17 protein-coding genes are annotated in these 19,357 nt (G+C 58.1%); 5 read left to right on the plus strand and 12 right to left on the minus strand.

Annotation, left to right across the window (positions count from 1 at the left end; translation table 11 throughout):
* Positions 1-108: 108 nt before the first annotated feature.
* The 3 genes from CPJ18_RS03380 to CPJ18_RS03390 form a co-directional block, all read right to left on the minus strand.
* Positions 109-531, minus strand: a complete 423-nt coding sequence (locus CPJ18_RS03380; protein ID WP_103657061.1) for a hypothetical protein — start codon at positions 529-531, stop codon at positions 109-111.
* Positions 532-761: 230 nt separating this feature from the next.
* Positions 762-1,511 carry a TerC family protein gene (locus CPJ18_RS03385; protein WP_103657062.1) on the minus strand — a complete coding sequence of 250 codons (750 nt, stop codon included), beginning with the start codon at positions 1,509-1,511 and terminating at the stop codon, positions 762-764.
* 154 nt (positions 1,512-1,665) lie between these two features.
* Positions 1,666-2,337: a TetR/AcrR family transcriptional regulator gene (locus CPJ18_RS03390; protein ID WP_188348519.1), complete on the minus strand. Its 672-nt coding sequence runs from the start codon at positions 2,335-2,337 to the stop codon at positions 1,666-1,668.
* 150 nt (positions 2,338-2,487) lie between these two features.
* Here CPJ18_RS03390 and CPJ18_RS03395 point away from each other — a divergent pair, with 150 nt between their 5' ends.
* On the plus strand, positions 2,488-3,687 hold the full coding sequence (locus CPJ18_RS03395) for an HlyD family secretion protein (protein ID WP_103657063.1): 1,200 nt from the start codon (positions 2,488-2,490) through the stop codon (positions 3,685-3,687).
* 79 nt (positions 3,688-3,766) lie between these two features.
* Positions 3,767-5,350, plus strand: coding sequence for a DHA2 family efflux MFS transporter permease subunit (locus tag CPJ18_RS03400; RefSeq protein WP_077120450.1), 1,584 nt, complete (start codon positions 3,767-3,769; stop codon positions 5,348-5,350).
* 266 nt (positions 5,351-5,616) lie between these two features.
* On the opposite strand, the gene CPJ18_RS03410 is transcribed toward CPJ18_RS03400, so the two are convergent.
* Complete coding sequence (locus CPJ18_RS03410; RefSeq protein ID WP_103657064.1) at positions 5,617-6,318, minus strand: tellurite resistance TerB family protein; 702 nt, start codon at positions 6,316-6,318, stop codon at positions 5,617-5,619.
* A 98-nt stretch (positions 6,319-6,416) separates the two neighbouring features.
* Positions 6,417-7,055 carry a 2-dehydro-3-deoxy-phosphogluconate aldolase gene (locus tag CPJ18_RS03415; RefSeq protein WP_103657065.1) on the minus strand — a complete coding sequence of 213 codons (639 nt, stop codon included), beginning with the start codon at positions 7,053-7,055 and terminating at the stop codon, positions 6,417-6,419.
* 150 nt (positions 7,056-7,205) lie between these two features.
* On the opposite strand from CPJ18_RS03415, the gene CPJ18_RS03420 reads away from it, so the two are divergent.
* From CPJ18_RS03420 to trhO, 3 genes are all read left to right on the plus strand, one after another.
* Positions 7,206-7,694: a CYTH domain-containing protein gene (locus CPJ18_RS03420; RefSeq protein WP_103586542.1), complete on the plus strand. Its 489-nt coding sequence runs from the start codon at positions 7,206-7,208 to the stop codon at positions 7,692-7,694.
* Positions 7,678-8,586 carry a CHAD domain-containing protein gene (locus CPJ18_RS03425; RefSeq protein WP_103657066.1) on the plus strand — a complete coding sequence of 303 codons (909 nt, stop codon included), beginning with the start codon at positions 7,678-7,680 and terminating at the stop codon, positions 8,584-8,586. Before CPJ18_RS03420 ends, CPJ18_RS03425 begins: the two co-directional genes overlap by 17 nt.
* Positions 8,587-8,681: 95 nt before the next feature.
* Entirely contained in the window at positions 8,682-9,626 is a 945-nt protein-coding gene (gene trhO, locus CPJ18_RS03430; protein ID WP_103657067.1) for an oxygen-dependent tRNA uridine(34) hydroxylase TrhO, read from the plus strand.
* 208 nt (positions 9,627-9,834) lie between these two features.
* Here trhO and CPJ18_RS03435 read toward each other — a convergent pair whose 3' ends face one another.
* The 7 genes from CPJ18_RS03435 to xylB form a co-directional block, all read right to left on the minus strand.
* On the minus strand, positions 9,835-12,027 hold the full coding sequence (locus tag CPJ18_RS03435; protein ID WP_103657068.1) for a putative bifunctional diguanylate cyclase/phosphodiesterase: 2,193 nt from the start codon (positions 12,025-12,027) through the stop codon (positions 9,835-9,837).
* A gap of 200 nt (positions 12,028-12,227) precedes the next feature.
* The gene (locus CPJ18_RS03440; RefSeq protein WP_077120436.1) at positions 12,228-13,004 is read right to left on the minus strand and encodes a MetQ/NlpA family ABC transporter substrate-binding protein; all 777 of its coding nucleotides are present in this window, start codon (positions 13,002-13,004) and stop codon (positions 12,228-12,230) included.
* A 25-nt stretch (positions 13,005-13,029) separates the two neighbouring features.
* Positions 13,030-13,698 (minus strand): methionine ABC transporter permease, encoded by a 669-nt coding sequence (locus CPJ18_RS03445; RefSeq protein ID WP_103657069.1) that lies wholly within the window; start codon positions 13,696-13,698, stop codon positions 13,030-13,032.
* Complete coding sequence (locus CPJ18_RS03450; RefSeq protein WP_103657340.1) at positions 13,688-14,728, minus strand: methionine ABC transporter ATP-binding protein; 1,041 nt, start codon at positions 14,726-14,728, stop codon at positions 13,688-13,690. Before CPJ18_RS03450 ends, CPJ18_RS03445 begins: the two co-directional genes overlap by 11 nt.
* Before the next feature lie 307 nt (positions 14,729-15,035).
* Positions 15,036-15,668, minus strand: a complete 633-nt coding sequence (locus CPJ18_RS03455; protein ID WP_077120441.1) for an NAD(P)H-dependent oxidoreductase — start codon at positions 15,666-15,668, stop codon at positions 15,036-15,038.
* A gap of 682 nt (positions 15,669-16,350) precedes the next feature.
* Positions 16,351-17,661, minus strand: coding sequence for a xylose isomerase (xylA, locus tag CPJ18_RS03460; RefSeq protein ID WP_103657070.1), 1,311 nt, complete (start codon positions 17,659-17,661; stop codon positions 16,351-16,353).
* A 226-nt stretch (positions 17,662-17,887) separates the two neighbouring features.
* Positions 17,888-19,342, minus strand: a complete 1,455-nt coding sequence (gene xylB / locus CPJ18_RS03470; RefSeq protein ID WP_103657071.1) for a xylulokinase — start codon at positions 19,340-19,342, stop codon at positions 17,888-17,890.
* Positions 19,343-19,357: the final 15 nt, after the last annotated feature.

The following is a 19,357-nucleotide window of genomic DNA, read 5'->3' on the forward strand; positions in this document are numbered from 1 at the left end:
AATGGCTGAAAACAGGCGCAAAGCGCAACTTTCACACGTTCCCATTAGGCATGGCCTTAGGCCATATTACGCCGCATGCGTCAAGAAAATTAGGTTGCAGCGCATTTATCAATCAGGTCCCGTAAAGCAGCCTTCAAGCAAAGTTGCGGCCTCATCCGAAATGCCGACGATCTTGTTTGTCGCCTGTCGGTAGAGCTTGAAGTTGAGTTCGGTCTCGGGCTTACCATCGTTCCAGTCGCTAAACGGCTTGAGTTGCGTCCGGCCCAGAGGCCTAGTCGCCATTGCCATGCACTTGACGGTAATGCTGACAAGCGGTGTCTGGCGATCAATGCCGGGCTTCTTGGCAATCGCTTCCGTACTCTCGACAATGCCCTTAGCGATAAGGCCATGCCCGCCTTCGTTCTCGCTCGCAAACAGAAACACGTTGTTGCCTTTGGCAATATGCTTGCCGCCATACATGGTCTTCTGCGCCGGGAATATGAATGTCGTCGCTTTCGCGTCTGGGATATCGGTCTTGATGACAAAGGCCATGCTTCACCTCCGCAACTACGCCGTCATCCCGCACTTGATGCGGGATCCAGTGCGATCAAGTCCTTGATCGCAAGAGACTCTTTAGCGCCGCAGACGCGGCGCTGCTGGATTCCGGCTCAAGGCCGGAATGACGGAAAAAAGAAGAGACTTCAATTTTCAAAACCATATTGTCAGTTGTCAAAGGCCCGCACGACGCGGGCCTTTTATTTCGTCAAAGCTGCTCAGCGCACTTAATGCACTGTACCCTTCTTTTTCTTGCGCGCGTTTCGCGAGATCATGTTCAGCACTTCCACCAGCGCCGAGAAGGCCATGGCGGCGTAGACGTAGCCCTTTGGAACATGGAAGCCCATGCCTTCGGCGATCAGCGTCGTGCCGATCATCAGCAGGAAGGCGAGTGCCAGCATGACGATGGTCGGGTTCTTTTCGATGAAGTTGGCCAGCGGCGTTGCGGCCAGCAGCATGACGGTGACGGCAAAGACGACGGCCACGACCATGATCGGAACATGCGGTGTCATGCCGACGGCGGTGATGATGCTGTCCACGGAGAAGACGAGGTCGAGCAGCAGGATCTGGACGATGGCGGACGAGAAGCTGTTGATGGCAGCACCACCGACCATGTCTTCCTTGTGATCTTCTGGGTCCACATTGTGGTGGATTTCCTTGGTCGCTTTCCACACGAGGAACAGGCCGCCGACGATCAGGATGATGTCTTTCCAGGAGAAGCCCTGGCCGAAGAGTTCGAACACCGGTTCGGTCAGCTGAACGATCCAGGCAACCGTGCCCAGCAGGCCCAGACGCATGATCAGCGCCAGACCGATACCGATCTTGCGGGCCTTTTCTCGCTGATGCTCAGGCAATTTGTTGGTCAGGATGGAGATGAAAATCAGGTTGTCGATGCCAAGCACGACCTCCATGACGATAAGTGTGACGAGCGCCACCCATGCGGCGGGGTCTGTCAATAGAGGGACAATGGAGTCCATCGGGCCTGTTTTCCTTTTCAGCTATCCGGCTTCGACAATTCGAAACGCAACAGTTCTATATTCGAATGCGCGAGAAACAAGCGTGTGACAGATGTGTCATGCCATATTTTCTGGATATTGCGCGCATAACGAGAAATGCGGATGCTGAATGGGCTCAAGCCTTCTTGGTTCCATACGCCGCCATAAAAACGTCGATGGCGCTGGAGAGGACGCGCTCGGCATCTTCGGGTGGGACATCCCCGTCCAACTCACCGAAGAGCCGCATTTTGAAGAACGTACCGGTGGCAAGCTCTATGAACTGGCGTGCTGCAAGGTCCACATCGGCAGCAACCAGCGTTCCTTGATCGACATGGTGCTGGAGAAAATCGCGCAGCACGACGCGGACATTGTTTGGTGCCGCGACGAAGAATCGTTGCGACAACTTTGGCATGCGGTCGATAACGCCAAGCACTGAGCGCATGGCAGGTATCATGTCAGTGCATGTCACCTTATGGATAAAAGCATCCCCGAACTGCCAAAGTCCGTCGCGGACTTCCTCTGTGCCAGCCAGAATGTCGCGCATGGAATGAGCGAATTCCGCGCGGTGGCGGTCGATCAGGGCAGCAAACAGCTCGTCCTTGTTCTGGAAATAGACGTAGATCGTACCCTTGGAAACGCTGGCTTCGCGGGTAATATCGTTCATGCTGGCGGCGTCGAAGCCCTTTTGCTTGAACACGCGCCACGCACCATCAAGGATCTGCTCTCGCTTTGCCGGGTCTTCGCCCGCCGCAAACCGTCCCGCCGGTGAAGCGGTGCAGCACTCCTCACTGTGTTTGTCTTCGGTCACGCTTTGATCCGCCAATCTTTTAGATTCGATTCAATATATCGAACCAACCGGTTCGATATCACTTGATATGTGTCAGGAAAAAGATTAAGTCAATCGAACCGAACGGTTCAGTTCGAAGTTATTCTTTTTTTACAGTGAATGGTGTTACCGATGTCGGCCCAAAAAAGCGGTGCAGTCCGTGCAGTCAATTCGTCAGATGAAACCGAGGCACGCGCCGACGAGGGCAAGCCGGTGACGGCGGAGCAGAGCGCTGCTCCCGCGCAGGCCGCTGTTCCAGAGAAGAAAAAGCGCAAATCCTTCGTGCTTCCGGTCATCGCGGTTGCCATTTTGGCTGCTGGCGGCTGGTATGGCTATCAGTACTGGACGGATGGCCGTTTCCTCATCTCCACCGATGACGCCTATGTAAAGGGCGATATCGCCGTCATCTCGCCTAAGGTTTCCGGCTACATCACCAAGGTTGATGTCGTCGCCAACCAGGAAGTCAAGGCTGGCGATGAACTGGTGACGCTGGATGATGGCGATTACCGCAATGCGCTGGATCAGGCAGAAGCTCAGCTTCTGACGCAGCAGCTGTCGCTCAACCGCATCGATGCGCAGATTGCCGGTGCAGAAGCATCGCTGGCGCAGGCCGTTGCCCAGAAGGGTTCCTTGGATGCCGCATTGCGCGGTGCCGACATCAACCTGAAGCGCGCCAACGAACTTAAAGCCAAGGATGTCGGCACGGCCGCATCGTCGGATAACGCCCAGATCGCCATGGAACAGGCCAAAGCCAATCTGGTCGCCGGTGAGGCGGGCGTCGTTTCCGCCCAGGCCAATATCGATCTGCTGAGAGCGCAGCGCAAGGAAGCCGAAGGTTCGGTCAAGTCGTTGGAAATTTCGCGCGACAAGGCTGCCCGCGACCTGTCCTTCACCGTGCTGCGCGCGCCTTATGATGGCGTCATCGGCAATCTCTCGGTCCAGACGGGCGATCTCGTTTCGGTCGGCAAGCGTCTCGCATCGCTGGTGCCGATGGACAACCTCTATATCGATGCCAATTTCAAGGAAACGCAGCTCGCCAAGATAGAGCCCGGTTCCAAGGTGCGCGTGCATGTCGATGCCTTCGGCGATCACGACATCGAAGCCACAGTGCAGTCGATCGCGCCTGCTTCCGGCTCCGTGTTCTCGTTGCTGCCGCCGGAAAATGCCACGGGCAACTTCACCAAGGTCATTCAGCGTGTGCCGGTTCGCGTCGTCTTCTCCAAGGAAGATCTTGCCAAGCATAAGCTGCGCGCCGGTTTAAGCGTGGTGGTCGATGTCGATACCCGGACGGCACCGGACAATACGCGCACGGCTCAGAATCAGGCGAAGTAACCTTCGCTAGACCGTTTTCACGCAATTCCGGCAACAGCGTTTCGCATGTGTTGCTGGCATTGCTCTAAGGACCAAGATCATGGCGGCAACAGCCACTATGGCAGGCGGTACGATGGCCGCCGCCGATCCACCGATGGATAAAAAACGCCTTATCGCATTTTTCGCGATGGTGTTCGGCATGTTCATGTCGATCCTGGATATCCAGATCGTGTCTGCATCGCTTGCGGAAATTCAGGCCGGCCTGGGTGCCGGGTCCGATGAAATCGCCTGGGTGCAGACCTCCTATCTGATTGCGGAAGTCATCATGATTCCGCTGTCGGGAACGCTGGCGCGTATCTTGTCGACACGGGTGCTGTTTGCCACCTGCGCCGCCGGCTTCACCATTTCCAGCGCCCTGTGTGCGACAGCCACGAACATCGACCAGATGATCGTCTATCGTTGCATTCAGGGCTTCATAGGCGGCGGCATGATCCCATCCGTATTTGCCGCCGCCTTTACGATTTTCCCGGCCTCGAAGCGCTCGGTGGTGTCTCCCATCATCGGTCTCGTCGCAACGCTGGCACCCACCATCGGCCCGACGGTCGGCGGTTATCTGTCCAATGCCTTCTCCTGGCACTGGCTGTTCCTCGTCAACATCATTCCCGGCATCATCGTGACGTTGGTGACGTGGAATTTCATCGATTTCGACAAGCCGGAACTGCCGCTGTGGAAGAAGTTCGACTGGTGGGGCCTGCTCTCCATGGGCGTGTTCCTGGGCTCGATGGAATATATCCTGGAAGAGGGCAACAACAACGATTGGTTCAACGACACCCACATCGTCATCGGTGCAGTGGCGATGACCATTGGCGGCGTCGTGTTCTTCTGGCGCGCCTTCAATGTCGATTTCCCCGTGGTGGATTTGAAGGCCTTTGCGGACCGGAATTTCTCCATCGGCTCGCTGTTTTCCTTCGTCATGGGCATCGGCCTTTACGGTTTGACCTATATGTACCCCCTCTATCTCGGGCGCATCCGCGGTTATGATGCGTTGATGATCGGTGAGACGATGTTCGTCTCCGGCATGGCCATGTTCTTCACCGCGCCGATCGCGGGCAGGCTTTCCACCAAGCTCGATCCCCGCGTCATGATGGCCATCGGTTTCATCAGTTTCGGTTCGGGAACGTGGATCATGACCTACGTCACTGCAGACTGGGATTTCTACGAACTGCTGATCCCGCAAATCCTGCGTGGCTTCGGGTTGATGATGTGCATGGTGCCAATCAACAACATCGCGCTCGGCACCCTGCCGCCCGCCCGCATGAAGAACGCGTCCGGCCTCTTCAATCTCACCCGTAACCTTGGCGGTGCCGTGGGCCTTGCGATCATCAACACCCTGCTCAGCCAGCGTACAGACGATCACTATTTCCGCATCGCCGAGCATGTGAATTTCGGCAATCCGGCCGCGCTGGAATGGCTGAACACCGTTGGTGCAAACTACGATTCCTACGGCATGGACGGCACCTCCGTGGCAGTCAAGAAGCTCGTCGGCGTGGTGTCGCAACAGGCATGGTTGCAGGCCTTTGCGGATGTCTTCCTGGCGCTGACCGTTCTGTTCAGCTGCCTCATCTTCCTGACGGTGCTCATCAAGAAACCCAAAGCCGCGCCTCCACCCGGTGCCGGGCACTAATTTCAAAAGTTCCACCGCAGCGCTGAAGGGTCGCCAGAAATGGCGGCCCTTTTCGTTTTGTGTGGGAAGCGTCGAATATGCCGCTTACCCCCCGCTGTCCTGCCGGACATCTCCCCCTCAAGGGGGGAGATCGGCTAGACGCGCGCTCATCACCCATCCACACCGCCAAAAATGGCCAAGAGGTTGCCACGAGTCGATCTCCCCACCTGTGGGGGAGATGCCCGGCAGGGCAGAGGGGGTAAGCCACACCCTCCAACCTACAACCATCAAACCTTAGCAGCAGAAACCGTCGCCTCGATATGCTCAACCAGCGCATCCGGCAAACCAAGACGGCCCGCGAGCAGATCCAGATAGCCGCGCTCTGCCCGGCTGTCGGGCTCGATGGTCAGGCGGGACGCGGTGTAGAGTTCCACCTTCTGCTCTTCGGTCTTGGCAGCGGCCACCAGTGCGTTGATATCGAGCGGATCGGCAAGTTCTTTCTCGATGAAGGCACCTGCTTCACTATCGAGCTCTGAGACCTGCACCTTTTCCATGATGCGGGCGCGCTCTGCCTCGTCTATGTGGCCGTCGGCCTTGGCGGCGGCGATCATGGCCTGCACCAGTGTCAGTGCAAAATTGTTGGAAAGCGTTTCAGACTGCGGGTGAAAGGGGGAGTCCACCGGTGGCGGCAACAGTGCCTGAGTGGGCTGCGGTTGCTGCACGGCCTCTGGCTTCTGGCCTGACTGATAATTCTTATAGGCGAGGTAGCCCAGACCGGCGATGGCGGCGATGCCACCAACGGCTGCGGCGTTGCCCGCCAACTTGCGACCGGTTTTGGTGCCGAAGATGGCAGCGGCGATGGCGCCTGCCTTCATCGGATTGTTCTTCGCAATCTGGGTGGCCTGTCCGGCCCGGTCCCGCACGCTTCCCGACAGGCCCGGTACGTTGGAGCCCAAAAACTGGTCTAGAAGCTTCTTCGCGTCGAACATTCAAATCTCCTGTTTTGTTCAATATCAAAACAGGAGATAGGGAGTGCGACGACGAATACAAATGGCTGTAACGTTCACGCAGTCGTGAACGCCAACGCTCAGCCGCGCAACGCTGCCGCTTCGGCTGCAAGCTTGGTGATACCAGCCCAGTCACCGGCCGCGATGAGTTCCTTCGGCGCAACCCACGAGCCGCCGACGCAAACGACGTTCGGCAGCGACAGGTAATCCTTGGCATTCTTTAGCGAAACGCTGCCCGTCGGGCAGAACTTGATGTCTGCCAGCGGTGAGGACAATGCCTTGAGGTAAGGCGCACCGCCAGCCTGTTCAGCGGGGAAGAATTTCAAAACCTTGTAGCCCTTGTCGCGCAGATGCATGACTTCGCTGGCGGTTGCGGCACCCGGCAGAAGCGGAACCTTGGAACCCTTGGCCGCTTCCAGAACGCTTTTGTTGACCCCGGGGCTAACGATAAAGGTGGAACCTGCCTTGACAGCGGCTTCGAAATCCTTGGCATTGAGAATGGTGCCAGCGCCCACATGCGCGCCTTCGACTTCGTCTGCCACAGCACGGATCGCGTCCAGCGCTGCCGGGGTGCGCATAGTGATTTCGATGGCTTTCAAGCCACCTTCGACCAGCGCGCGGGCCAAAGGCACGGCGGATGCGACGTCTTCGACAATCAGAACAGGCACAACCGGCTGGAGTTTCAGGATGGAAAGCAGCTTTTCGGAATCCTGGGCCATGATGGTGTCTCCTCTATTGAATCGATTGAATTGCGCATTCAATTACCGCGCCAAGCCTGACCTGTCGAGGCAAAACGAAATATTTCAGTTTCATTACTTTTTCATGACAGTTGCATAGGTTACGGTGGCCGAAATCAGGCAGGTTGTTGAATGGCAAAAGAAATCGAACGCAAGTTTCTGGTCGCGGATGAGAGCTGGCGCGACCAGATCGCGTCACGCACGCCGTTCCGGCAAGGCTATATCGTTTCTTTGCAAGACCGATCCGTGCGGGTGCGCATCAAAGGTGATGACAGCGCAACCCTGACCATCAAGATCGGCACCAACAGCCTTGTGCGCGACGAATATGAATATGACATTCCCGTCGCCGATGCCGAGGAACTGCTGACCACCGCCACCGGCATCATCATCGAAAAAATCCGCCACACGGTGGAGCATCAGGGTTTCATCTGGGAAATCGACGTCTTCGATGGTCTGTACAAGGGCCTTGTCGTTGCGGAAGTGGAGTTGAAAGCAGAGACCGACCAGCCCGACTTGCCAACATGGCTGGGCCCGGAAGTCACGGGCGATCCACGTTTTTCAAACCAGCATCTGGCAACAGACGATTTGCGTGCAGAGTTGAGCCATGTCATTCCAAATTAATCCTGCCAAACCTTTTCCGGATGAACTGAAACGGGTCGGACTGGAGCTGATCGATGACGCCATTTCCGGCTTGTCACAGCAACCGGATGGCCCCCATGCCGCCGTGCACGACGCACGCAAGAAGTTCAAGCGGCTGCGCGCCCTCTACCGCTTCACACAAGCCGAAAATCCCGCGTTCCGAACCAACGAAAACCTGCGTTTCCGCGACATTGCCCGCTCACTGTCTCAGGCCCGCGAGGCCGCTGCCCTTGTGGAAACCATTCATTACCTTCAGGATTTCACCAACACAGATGCGGAGCGCGCTGCCCTTACCAGCGCCCACGACACCCTGGCCAAACGGCGTGACGCAATAACCGGTGACGATGGCGACTTGCACGTGCGCATCGCAGCCGCGATTGCCGAGTGTGAAAATGGCAAGCGCGCCCTCAATCAGCTCTCCTTGCCGGAAAGCCGGAAAGTGGCTGTGAAACTGGTGAAGGCCACGTGGCGCAAGCAGCGCAAAAGGGCGTTGGAAGCTCTCAAGGCCTGCCAGGAACAGGCCCATGACGAAGCCTTTCACGACCTGCGAAAGAGCGGACAGGTCTATTGGATGCATCTGGCCCTCATGCGGCGGGTCTGGCCATCGGCCATGCGGGCCAAAAAAATCCAAGCCAAAGAGCTGGTCGATCTTCTGGGCCACGAACATGATCTTTCCGTGCTGGCAGCCTTTGCGACACAGGAGCCGGAAGGCTTTGCCAACGGCGAAACACTGAGTGTGCTGCGCGATGCGATCACCCATCGCCAGCAGGCGCTGCGTCAGGAGTGTCTCGATCTTGCCGACCGGGTGTTTGCCGAATCCGCCAAGAGTGAAAGCAGGATCATCGGCCTTTTGTGGGAACACGCTGCGAACTAAGTGATGAGGCTCGTGTTTTCAAAACTTCACCGCCAGCCGCACGCCTCAGCGAAATATGATTGCGCAAAAGCGCATCTGGCTGTATTTCAGCCGCCATGACCGACACCTCCACCCTACCCCGCCCGGAAGCCGCCGGCGATTTTCTCGTGGCTGCGCTGTATCATTTTGCCCGCTTCGCGCGGTTTGAAAGCGTACGCGAGCCGCTGTTCACGCTGTGTCAGCAAAATGGCGTCAAAGGCACGCTGCTTGTGGCCGCAGAAGGCATCAACGGCACCATCGCCGGAACGGATGCGGGTGTCGGCAATGTCCTAGCCTATCTTCGCGCCCAGCCGGAATTTGCCAATCTTGAGCACAAGGAAAGCCGCGCTTCCAAGATGCCGTTCGTGCGCATGAAGGTGAAGCTGAAGCAGGAAATCGTCACCATGGGCGTGCCGGATATCGATCCGAACCAGATCGTCGGCACCTATGTCGATCCGAAGGACTGGAACGAGCTGATTTCCGATCCCGATACGATCCTCATCGATACCCGCAACGATTACGAAACCGCCATCGGCCTGTTCAAGGGCGCGGTCGACCCGCAGACCAAGACATTCCGCGAGTTTCCCGACTGGGTGAAGAACAATCCCGGCCTGCACAACAAGCCCAAGATCGCCATGTACTGCACCGGCGGCATTCGCTGCGAAAAGGCCACTGCCTTCATGAAGGATCAGGGTTTTGACGAGGTCTACCACCTCAAGGGCGGCATTCTGAAATATCTGGAAGAGGTGCCGCAGGAAGAAAGCCTGTGGGAAGGCGCCTGCTTCGTGTTCGATGAGCGCGTGTCGGTGGTCCACGGTCTGGTTGAGGGCGACCACAAGCTCTGCCACGCCTGCCGCAACCCGATTACGCCAGAAGTTCGCCTCTCGCCGAAATTCGAAGAAGGCGTGTCCTGCCCAAGCTGCTATGACGACCGCACCGAAGAAGACCGTCAACGCTTCCGCAACCGCCAGAAACAGATCGATCTGGCGAAGATGCGGGGTGAGAAGCATATTGGGCGATAGGCGGTAGGCTTCTCCACCACAGCCGCCGCCTATCCGTCGTCTCTACCTTTTCTAGCGCCTTCACCCTCTCCGCCGTCATCCTCGGGCTTGACCCGAGGATCTGACCACGTTGGATGTTGGGGTTCGTTAGATCCTCGGATCAAGCCCGAGGATGACCGCGTGTTGTAGGTTGACGCCACGTTCTAGATGGACGCCACGACATCACACCTCAAGACACCTTGCGCTGCGCCACCGGCGCATCCTGCGCCTCCAGCAATGGCAAAATCTGTTCGGCCGGAATTGGCCTTGAGAACAGATAGCCCTGCAATTCATCGCAGCCGCACAGGTGCAGAATGGCGGCCTGGTCTTCCGTTTCGATGCCTTCTGCCGTTACCGGAATGCCGAGCGAGCGGGCCAATGCCACGGTGGCCGTCAGCATTTCCAGCGAGCGACCGCCTTCGTCCAGCGCTACTACCAGCGATTTGTCGATCTTCATGCGGTTGAAGCCGAAGCGGCGCAGATAACCGATGCTGGCAAAGCCGGAGCCGAAATCGTCCAGCGCGATGCTGACGCCGATCTGTTTCAGCTTCTCGATGGCAGCACCTGCCCGCTCCGGGTGGTGGATGAAATAGCCTTCGGTCATTTCCAGCATCACGCGCGCTGGCGCAATGTCGTGCTCCTCGAGAATAGACAGAACCTGTGCGGCAAAAAGCGGATTTCTGAACTGCACAGGCGAGATGTTGACGGCGAGCTTTATATCCGGCCAGGCGACCGCCTCATGGCAGGCCTTGCGCAGAACGGCCAGGCCAAGCTGGTCGATGAGACCGCTGCTTTCCGCAGCTGCAATGAAGACATCCGGCGACACCGGCCCATAACCGGCGCGGTTCCAGCGGGCCAGCGCTTCAACACCGTTGATCCGGCGGGTGAGCGTGTTGACCACGGGCTGGAACACGACCTTGATTTCATCGTGCTCGATGGCGTATTTCAGATCTGCCTCGAGCTGGTTCTTTTCCTCGCGGCGTGTGTCCATGTGCGGTTCATAGGCCATGTAGCGGCCTCGCCCGCTCTCCTTGGCCTCGTACATGGCCATATCGGCACGGCGCAACAGCTCCTCGCCGTCGATATCGCCACCCTTCGACACTGCCGTTCCGATGCTGCAGCCGATGGCGGCCACCCGGTCACCGATCATGAAGGGTTCTGAGAACAGGGTCAGAATGTCGTCGCAAAGCTTGCGGCTTTCGATGCGGGCATCGGGCCCTTGCAGGACGATTGCGAACTCGTCGCCGCCCAGCCGCGCCAGCAGCGTGCCGTCTGCCACAAGCACCTTCAAAGCTGCCGCAACACCCTTGATCAATAGGTCACCGGCACCGTGGCCGAAGGAATCGTTGATTTCCTTGAAACCATCAAGATCGAGATAAATGAGGTTGACGTAGGAATTGTCTTCGCCCGACCGCAGAAGGCACTTCTTCAGCCCCTGGAACAGTCCGGGGCGGTTGTATAGTCCGGTCAACCGATCGCTCAACAGTTCACGACGTGCAGACGCCTCGTCGCTTTTCAGCTTTCTCAGTGCAGCGGTACCAATTGCGATGAGCGCCAGAAAGAACAGAAGGCTGATGGCATTGGCGGCAAAGATGCGTGGTCTTACCTCGCGCATGCTGATGTCACCCGGCATTTGCGACTGCCAGGTCAGATTGCCCAGCACCTGCCCCCTGGGATCAACGATGCTGACGAAGTAATCCGGATGCGTATCGGGAGGCTGCAAGGCAAGCCCGTTGATGACGTAGGTATGCGCAAGCTGCTCGATCTTCTGCGCCGTCAAATGGCGGGCAAAGATCAGATACCGTCTTGCGGCTTCAGGCACGTCAAGCAAGCCGGATTTGTTGCGCACTAAAGCAACACCCACGGCGGCGATGCCGTCCTGCGTCCGCAAAAATCCCGAGACTTCGGATGGCTGGCCAGTCGGGATGGAGCGAGCCTGCTGGATCAGTCCCGCCAAGCCATCTCCGAAATAGCCTTGAAGCGACCAATCCGTTGCCACACCTTGGCGGTAGGACATCAAAATCTGATCGTTCATATCGATGAGGACAGCCGTATCGAACAATTCGCTGTTGACGGTCATGTCGCCATAATTGCTGATGATCCACTCCAGACCATCGGCGGCATAGGTAAATCGGGCAGCGTCGTCCCAGGCTGCGTAATCGTTGAGTGTCGCGGTGAGCTGATTGAGGTAGGTGGAGAGTGCGCCGGAGGTCGTTTCCAAAGAGCGCTGATCATCCAGTGCATTGGCATTTTTGGCGACATCGCCCAGCGCGGATAAAATGAGAACGGTGACAATGGCGACGACGATGGCAAGCGCAGACAAAACCCCTGCCACGGCGGTGGTCCGGCCGATCGACAGTGTTCTGGCATGCTTACGCGGCATCTGACAGCATCTTTTTTCCTCTAAAGGCTGTATATTCCGCGTGAAGTCTTCAAAAGCTATTAAAATACCCCGCCGCAATGCTCTCAATTGCAACGCGCATGGGGCAAAATCCGTAACGTCTTAGTTTAGGGCTAACCGAATGTAAAAAACCTCCCCCGTCTGCACGGGAGAGGCTGAAAAAGGCCGTCTGAAAGCGACGCTTACCAGGACGGAATGACCGTGCCGTTGTACTTTTCAAGAATGAAAGTCTTCACTTCCGGGCTCTGGTAGGATTCGACCAGTGTCTTCACCCAAGGCTTGTCCTTGTCCTGCGTACGCACCGCGATGACGTTGGCGTAAGGGGATTTCTCGCTTTCGATGGCGATGGAATCCTTCTTCGGGTTTAGGCCGGCAGCGGTTGCATAGTTGGTGTTGATGACCGAAGCGTCAGTATCATCAAGCGAACGCGGCAGCTGGGCAGCGTCCAGTTCCACGATCTGGATGTTCTTCGGGTTTTCGGTGATGTCTGCAGGTGTGACCTTCAGACCGACGTCAGGGTTGACCTTAAGCACACCCTTGGAGGCCAGAACCAGCAGCGCACGACCGCCATTGGTCGGGTCGTTCGGAATGCCGACGGTTGCGCCGTCCTTCAGCTCGTCAAGGCTCTTCACCTTCTTAGAATACACGCCCATCGGCGTGGTGATGGTGGTGCCGACGCTGACGAGATCGAACTTGCGATCTGCGACCTGGTTGTCGAGGTAAGGCTGGTGCTGGAAGGAGTTGGCCTGAAGCTCGCCATCTGCCAGCGCCTGGTTCGGCACGACATAGTCAGAAAATTCGAGGATTTCGAGGTCGAGACCCTTGGTGGCTGCAACCTTCTTCACCTGCTCCATGATCTGCGCATGTTCGGCGGGGGTGACGCCGATCTTGATGGTTTCAGCCAGTGCACTGCCTGCGAACAGGGCTGCCAGCGATGCTGCGATGATGAGTTTTTTCATGGGGTGTCTCCTTTGTTTTGTGTTTTTAGTTTTTACGATTGCGCTTGTCGAAGCTACGAGCCAGCGCGTCACCGGCGCTTTGCACGATCTGGACGAGCACGATGAGAACGACGACAACGACCAGCATCACGTCAGGCATGAAGCGCTGGTAGCCATAGCGAATGCCGAGATCCCCCAGCCCTCCACCGCCGACAGCGCCGACCATGGCCGAGTAGCCGATGAGACTGACGAGCGTCAGCGTCAGTGCCAGCGTAATGCCGGGCTTTGCCTCGGCCAGCAGCACCTTGGTGACGATCTGAAGCGGTGTTGCGCCCATGGCACGCGCGGCTTCAATCAGACCCTTGTCCACTTCGCGAATGGCAGCTTCCACCAGACGCGCCACGAAGGGAATGGTCGCGACCGTCAACGGTACGATGGCAGCGGAGGTGCCGATGGAGGTGCCTGCGACGAGCCGCGTGAAGGGAATAATCGCAACCACCAGAATGATGAAAGGCGTGGAGCGGGCGGCATTGACGATGAGCCCGATGACGCGGTTGACCATAGGTGCCTCGAACAGCTCTCCCTTACCACTGGTGGCGAGGAAAATGCCGATAGGCAGGCCGAGAAGCGAGCCGACGAGACCGGAGACCGCGACCATGTGGAGGGTCTGGATCAAACCCTTCCAGAGAACAGCAAAGAGCATATCAGGCGACATAACCGAGGACCTCCGTGGTCAGGCCGGTATCGGCATAGAAACGGCTGGCACGCGCCGTGACCTCTGGCGTTGCCGGATAGGACACCACCAGCGAGCCGAAAGGCTGGCCGGAGATTTCCTCGATGGTACCGGCGAGAATGTTCACGTCAGGACCGATCTCGGCAACCAGTCGCGCCGTGAGCGGCTGAAACGCGGTATCGCCGAAGAAGACGAGACGCACCAGTACGCGGTCGGCGGGCGCTGCATCCGGTTTCAAACCAGATGTGACCCAATGCGGCAGCTTCACGCCAACGGCTGACGATAGCAGGCTGCGGGTCGTTTCATGCCGCGGGTTCGTAAAGATATCGAAGGTGGTTCCCTGCTCAACGATCAGGCCCTTGTCGATGACCGCCACCTGAGAGGCTATGGTCTTCACCACCTCCATCTCATGGGTGATGAGCAGCACGGTAAGGTTCAGCTCGGCGTTGATCTTCTTCAACAGTTCCAAAATGGACTGCGTGGTCTCCGGGTCGAGCGCGGATGTGGCTTCGTCGGAAAGCAGCAGCTTCGGCTCTGTCGCCAGCGCACGGGCAATGCCGACACGCTGTTTCTGGCCGCCGGAAAGTTCGGCGGGATAACGGTTGGACTTATCGCCCAGCCCGACCAGATCGAGCAACGGCCCGACCTTCTGTTTGATCTCGGCCCGCGAGACACCAGCGATTTCCAGCGGCAAAGCGACATTGTCGTAAGCGGTGCGCGACGACAGCAGATTGAAGTGCTGGAAGATCATGCCCACAGAACGGCGCAGGGTGCGAAGGCCCGCTTCATCCAATGCGCCGACATCCACGCCATCGACGGCAACCTTGCCAGCGCTTGGGCGCTCCAGCCCGTTGACGAGCCGGATGAGGGTGGACTTGCCCGCGCCGGAGCGGCCGATGATGCCGGAAATCGAGCCTCTGGGGACGGTGTAATCGACACCGGCAAGCGCGGTGAACGACGTCTGGCTGGCCGGATCGCCAAAGGTCTTGGTCACGGCGTCAAAAACGACCATCGGGTCGCTGGCCGCCTGACCGGCAGGCACGGGGCTGGCCGCAAAATTCTGTGGTGTCATCAAATGCTCTTCGGATGAAATCTGTTACGTCGAAACCCGGCGGCAGAAAAGCCGCTCTTCACGCTGCCATCAGGCACATTCGACAAGGCAAGACGTTCCGTAGCACTGATGTTCAACTTTCCTGATAGAAGCCGGGATCGGCTGTTTTGTATCGCAAACATGCCCGTCTGCGATACCATTTTGTAGGTATGATTTTTCAATTATTAGCAGAACTTAGAAAAATCGACCAAATCAACGGATTAAACGATCACTTCACCGTGGTGACGAACTCTTCCAACGGGCGGCGCACCTTCTTGAGGTTAACCAGCCAGTCGCCCTCTTCCTTGCGATAGCCCAGCGGCAGGATCACTGCCGAGCGCAGGCCCTTTTCACGAAGGCCGAGAATTTCGTCCAGCTTGGCCGGATCGAAACCTTCCATCGGAGTGGAATCCACACCCTCGAACGCGGCCTGTGCAACGGCGATGCCGAACGCGATATAGGCCTGACGGGCGGCGTGCTGGAAATTCACCTCGGCATCACGCTGCGGGTAAGACGACAGCAGAGACTGACGGTACTTTTCCCAGCCTTCGTTCTTGAAGCCACGCTCGTCATTGGTCAGATCGAACATGTGGTTGATGCGGTCTGCGGTGTAGTTGTCCCAGGCGGCGAAGACCAGCAGGTGTGAGCCTTCGGTGACCTGCGCCTGGTTCCAGGAAATTTCCTGAATCTTGGCGCGGGTTTCCGGGTTGGTGACGACGATGATTTCGAAAGGCTGCAGGCCGCTCGATGTCGGCGCCAGACGGGCCGCTTCGATGATGCGGTCGACCTTGTCCTGCGAAACCGACTTGGAAGGGTCCATTTTCTTGGTGGCATAACGCCAGTTCAATTTCTCGATCAGCATAAAAATCTCCTTGGGACGACCCTCATGTCATGGCACGCATGCGCCGAGCCGGGCTCTCCATAAAACCCACCACACATAGGTCATGTTGCGCCGCACACAAGAAGGCACAGAGAAGTAACCACGCAAAATCCTCTCCGGCCCGCTTTATGAGAAAAGCGAACCGGAGGGATGATGAATGCCCGGCAAATGCGTGTTGCATTGGCAGGTATGGTCGAGGTCTTGGCATTTGCCGGACCCGTTACAACAGCACTCTCACGATATCTATCGGAACGCCCGGTCCCTTGCTTGGCCAGTGGCAAGAGGTGGGTCCACGGAAACGACCCTCTTTTAAGAGATGCCGCTTGTCGATACCGGCTTTCGAACCGCGGGAGTGCCGCGCGTTGCACCCCTTTGCTTCGAAAGCACGGGGATTATGCGAGAGGGTGGGAGAGCGTGGAGAAAAAATTATTTTTATTTTTTGTAGGGCTGGTTTGGCGACGAAACGGAGGCTTTTCAAGCATAGGCCTCGCCCCAATCTCCGTCATTCCGGCCTTGAGCCGGAATCCAGCAGCGCCGCGTCTGCGGCGCGAAAAAGTCTCTTGCGATCAAGGACTTGATCGCACTGGACCCCGGCTCAAGGCCGGGGTGACGGAGGTTCCGGGGCGGGGAGAGGAAGCGCCTGCCACAAGGGCAGGCGATACCCTTAAACGTAGCGATTGACCACATTTTCCAGATATTCCTGACGACCGGACTTCGGCTCAGGGTTGATGTTGTCCCGCTCGACCATCGCCGCGATCTCATCCAGCTTCAGCTCACCGCGCAGCAGCTTCTGGGCGTCTGCCGAATCCCACTTGGCATAACGGTCTGCCAGAGGCTGTGACAGGGCCTTGTCCTCGACCATCTTGGCCGCAGCCTTAAGGCCACGGGCGCAGCAATCCATACCGCCGATGTGACCGATCAGCAGATCGGCAGGATCCAGCGACTGGCGGCGCAGCTTCGAATCGAAGTTGGTGCCGCCGTTCTTGAAGCCGCCGCCTTCCAGCACGTGGTAATAGGCCAGCGCCATTTCCGGCACGTTGTTCGGGAACTGGTCGGTATCCCAGCCGGACTGGTAGTCGTTGCGGTTCATATCGATGGAGCCGAAAATGCCGAAGGCGTTGGCCATGGCCAGCTCATGCTCGAAGGAGTGACCGGCCAGAATGGCGTGGCCCTGCTCGATATTGACCTTCACTTCCTTGTCCAGCCCGTGCTTTTGCAGGAAGGCGTAAACGGTGGCGACGTCGTAGTCATACTGGTGCTTGGTGGGCTCCTGCGGCTTCGGCTCGATCAGGATCGTGCCTTCGAAACCGATCTTGTACTTGTATTCCACCACCAGATTGAGGAAGCGGCCAAGCTGATCCAGCTCACGCTTCACATCTGTGTTGAGCAGGGTTTCATAACCTTCACGACCGCCCCAAAGAACGTAGTTGGCGCCGCCGAGTGTCTTGGTGGCATCCATGCAGGTCTTCACCGTCGCAGCCGAATAAGCGAAAACGTCAGGGTCAGGATTGGTTGCAGCGCCGGACATGAAGCGGCGATTGGAGAACAGATTGGCCGTGCCCCACAGAAGCTTGACGCCGGTATCGGCCTGCTTCTGGCCGAAGTAATCCACGATCTCGTTGAGGTTGCGGGTGTTCTCCGCAAAGGTCTTGCCTTCGGGGCGCACATCGGCGTCGTGGAAGCAATAGAAGGGCGAGCCCAGCAGCGAGAAGAATTCGAACGCGACATCCGCCTTCAGCTTGGCGGCCTGCATCGTGTCTTCGAACCATGGACGTTCGAATGTCTGGCCACCGAACGGATCGCCGCCGGGCCATGTGAAGGTGTGCCAGTAGGCCACGGCAAAGCGCAGATGATCTTCCATGCGCTTGCCGCCGACGATTTCGTCGGGATTGTAATGGCGGAAGGCCAGCGGGTTGGTGCTGTCTGGGCCTTCATATTTGATTTTCTGGATGTCGCCGAAAAAGCCTGTGGTCATGGTTCTCTCCCTTGGATGGTATTCATGTCTTTGATGTCGGCGGGTGGAGTTCACCCCCCTCTGTCCTGCCGGACATCTCCCCCTCAAGGGGGGAGATCGACCTGTTGCTCGCTATCGCCCTTCTTGAACGTTGCGAGTGAAGCGTCGGTGGGCCGTCTTGCCGATCTCCCCCCTTGAGGGGGAGATGGTCGGCAGACCAGAGGGGGGTAACCCCATCCACCAGGGCTCAATGTGAAAGTGTTTTGATCGCCGGATAAAGCGCCCGATAACGCCCATAAGCCTCCTCATAGGCATCGCCCAGCGCTGCCACCGGCTCGATCGTCTCCTCCGTCTCCGGCTGCGAGCACACCGCAACCGGGTCTGCCCCCGTCGCCGCAATCAACCCCAGACGGGCAGCGCCAAACGCTGCGCCGAAGTCGCCTTCCGCCGGAATATCGACGGGGACCCCGAGCGATGTCGCAATGGACGCCAGCCAGTAGCGCGAGCGCGAACCGCCGCCGATGGCGGTGACGCGATCAATCGAGGTGCCGGCGGATTTGAGCGCTTCGAGGTTGTCTCTTATGGCAAAGGTAACGCCTTCCATCACGGCCTGCGTCAGCGCCTTGCGGTCGCTTTCATGGGACAGGCCGATGAAGGAACCGCGAATGGCTGCGTCATTGTGGGGCGTGCGTTCGCCGGAGAGATAGGGCGCGAAGGTGACGCCTGTCGGGGCCTTTAGCTCGTCGCCCAGTTCGGTGGAAAGATCGGCTGCGGATTTCCCCGTAATGCCGGAATACCAGTTCAGCGCATCGGTTGCCGAGAGGATGACGCCCATCTGGTGCCACGTGTTGGGCAGCGCGTGGCAGAAGGCGTGGACGGCGCTTTCGGGCTTGGGCAGGTAGGATGCGTTGGCGGCGAACAGCACGCCTGACGTGCCGAGCGACACGAAGGCATGGCCTTCCGACACGGTGCCCATACCACAGGCGGAGGCGGCATTGTCCCCTGCTCCACCGGCAACCACGACCTTGGCAGAAATGCCCCATGAGGAGGCAAGCTCGGAGCGCAGCGTGCCTGCTTCCTCGGTGCCTTCCACCAGCGATGGCATCTGCTTCTCGGAGAGTCCGGTGGCCTCCAGCAGTTCGGACGACCATTTGCGTGCGCCGGTGTCGAGCCACGAGGTGCCTGCGGAGTCGGACATTTCCGAGATATATTCGCCCGTCAGCCAGAGGCGCAGATAATCCTTCGGCAACAAAACCTTGCCGACCTTGGCGAAAATTTCCGGCTCGTTGTTGGCGACCCATACCAGTTTCGGTGCGGTGAAACCGGGGAAGACGATGTTGCCGGTGATCTTGCGGAAACGCGGGTCGGCATCCAGTTTCGCCGCTTCGGCGTAAGAGCGGGTGTCGTTCCACAGAATGCAGGGGCGCAGCACATCGCCTGCCGCATCCACCAGCGTTGCGCCGTGCATGTGGCCGGACAGGCCGATGCCCTTGACCGCCGAAAGCTCCTTCGGAAACTTGGCTTTCAGCCCGGAAATCGCCGTTTCCGTTGCCTTGATCCAATCTGCCGGATTCTGTTCCGACCAGCCATGATGGAGGCGTGAAACGTCCAGCGCGCCATTGGCTGAGCCGATGACGTTTTGATCGCCATCGATCAGCAGCGCCTTGACGCCGGATGTTCCCAAATCGAGACCGAGATACATGTTTCCTCCAGTGCT

It is taken from the genome of Agrobacterium rosae (assembly GCF_002915175.1).
In the GTDB taxonomy this organism is placed as follows: Bacteria; Pseudomonadota; Alphaproteobacteria; order Rhizobiales; family Rhizobiaceae; genus Agrobacterium; species Agrobacterium rosae.

What these genes read in the sequence shown, in the direction of transcription:
- CPJ18_RS03440 (WP_077120436.1), bottom strand. Translation starts at nt 13,004, where the DNA reads ATGAAAAAACTCATCATCGCAGCATCGCTGGCAGCCCTGTTCGCAGGC.
- CPJ18_RS03435 (WP_103657068.1), bottom strand. Translation starts at nt 12,027, where the DNA reads ATGCCGCGTAAGCATGCCAGAACACTGTCGATCGGCCGGACCACCGCC.
- CPJ18_RS03380 (WP_103657061.1), bottom strand. Translation starts at nt 531, where the DNA reads ATGGCCTTTGTCATCAAGACCGATATCCCAGACGCGAAAGCGACGACA.
- CPJ18_RS03455 (WP_077120441.1), bottom strand. Translation starts at nt 15,668, where the DNA reads ATGCTGATCGAGAAATTGAACTGGCGTTATGCCACCAAGAAAATGGAC.
- CPJ18_RS03385 (WP_103657062.1), bottom strand. Translation starts at nt 1,511, where the DNA reads ATGGACTCCATTGTCCCTCTATTGACAGACCCCGCCGCATGGGTGGCG.
- CPJ18_RS03410 (WP_103657064.1), bottom strand. Translation starts at nt 6,318, where the DNA reads ATGTTCGACGCGAAGAAGCTTCTAGACCAGTTTTTGGGCTCCAACGTA.
- CPJ18_RS03445 (WP_103657069.1), bottom strand. Translation starts at nt 13,698, where the DNA reads ATGTCGCCTGATATGCTCTTTGCTGTTCTCTGGAAGGGTTTGATCCAG.
- CPJ18_RS03450 (WP_103657340.1), bottom strand. Translation starts at nt 14,728, where the DNA reads ATGGTCGTTTTTGACGCCGTGACCAAGACCTTTGGCGATCCGGCCAGC.
- trhO (WP_103657067.1), top strand. Translation starts at nt 8,682, where the DNA reads ATGACCGACACCTCCACCCTACCCCGCCCGGAAGCCGCCGGCGATTTT.
- CPJ18_RS03395 (WP_103657063.1), top strand. Translation starts at nt 2,488, where the DNA reads ATGTCGGCCCAAAAAAGCGGTGCAGTCCGTGCAGTCAATTCGTCAGAT.
- CPJ18_RS03400 (WP_077120450.1), top strand. Translation starts at nt 3,767, where the DNA reads ATGGCGGCAACAGCCACTATGGCAGGCGGTACGATGGCCGCCGCCGAT.
- CPJ18_RS03420 (WP_103586542.1), top strand. Translation starts at nt 7,206, where the DNA reads ATGGCAAAAGAAATCGAACGCAAGTTTCTGGTCGCGGATGAGAGCTGG.
- CPJ18_RS03425 (WP_103657066.1), top strand. Translation starts at nt 7,678, where the DNA reads ATGTCATTCCAAATTAATCCTGCCAAACCTTTTCCGGATGAACTGAAA.
- xylA (WP_103657070.1), bottom strand. Translation starts at nt 17,661, where the DNA reads ATGACCACAGGCTTTTTCGGCGACATCCAGAAAATCAAATATGAAGGC.
- CPJ18_RS03415 (WP_103657065.1), bottom strand. Translation starts at nt 7,055, where the DNA reads ATGGCCCAGGATTCCGAAAAGCTGCTTTCCATCCTGAAACTCCAGCCG.
- xylB (WP_103657071.1), bottom strand. Translation starts at nt 19,342, where the DNA reads ATGTATCTCGGTCTCGATTTGGGAACATCCGGCGTCAAGGCGCTGCTG.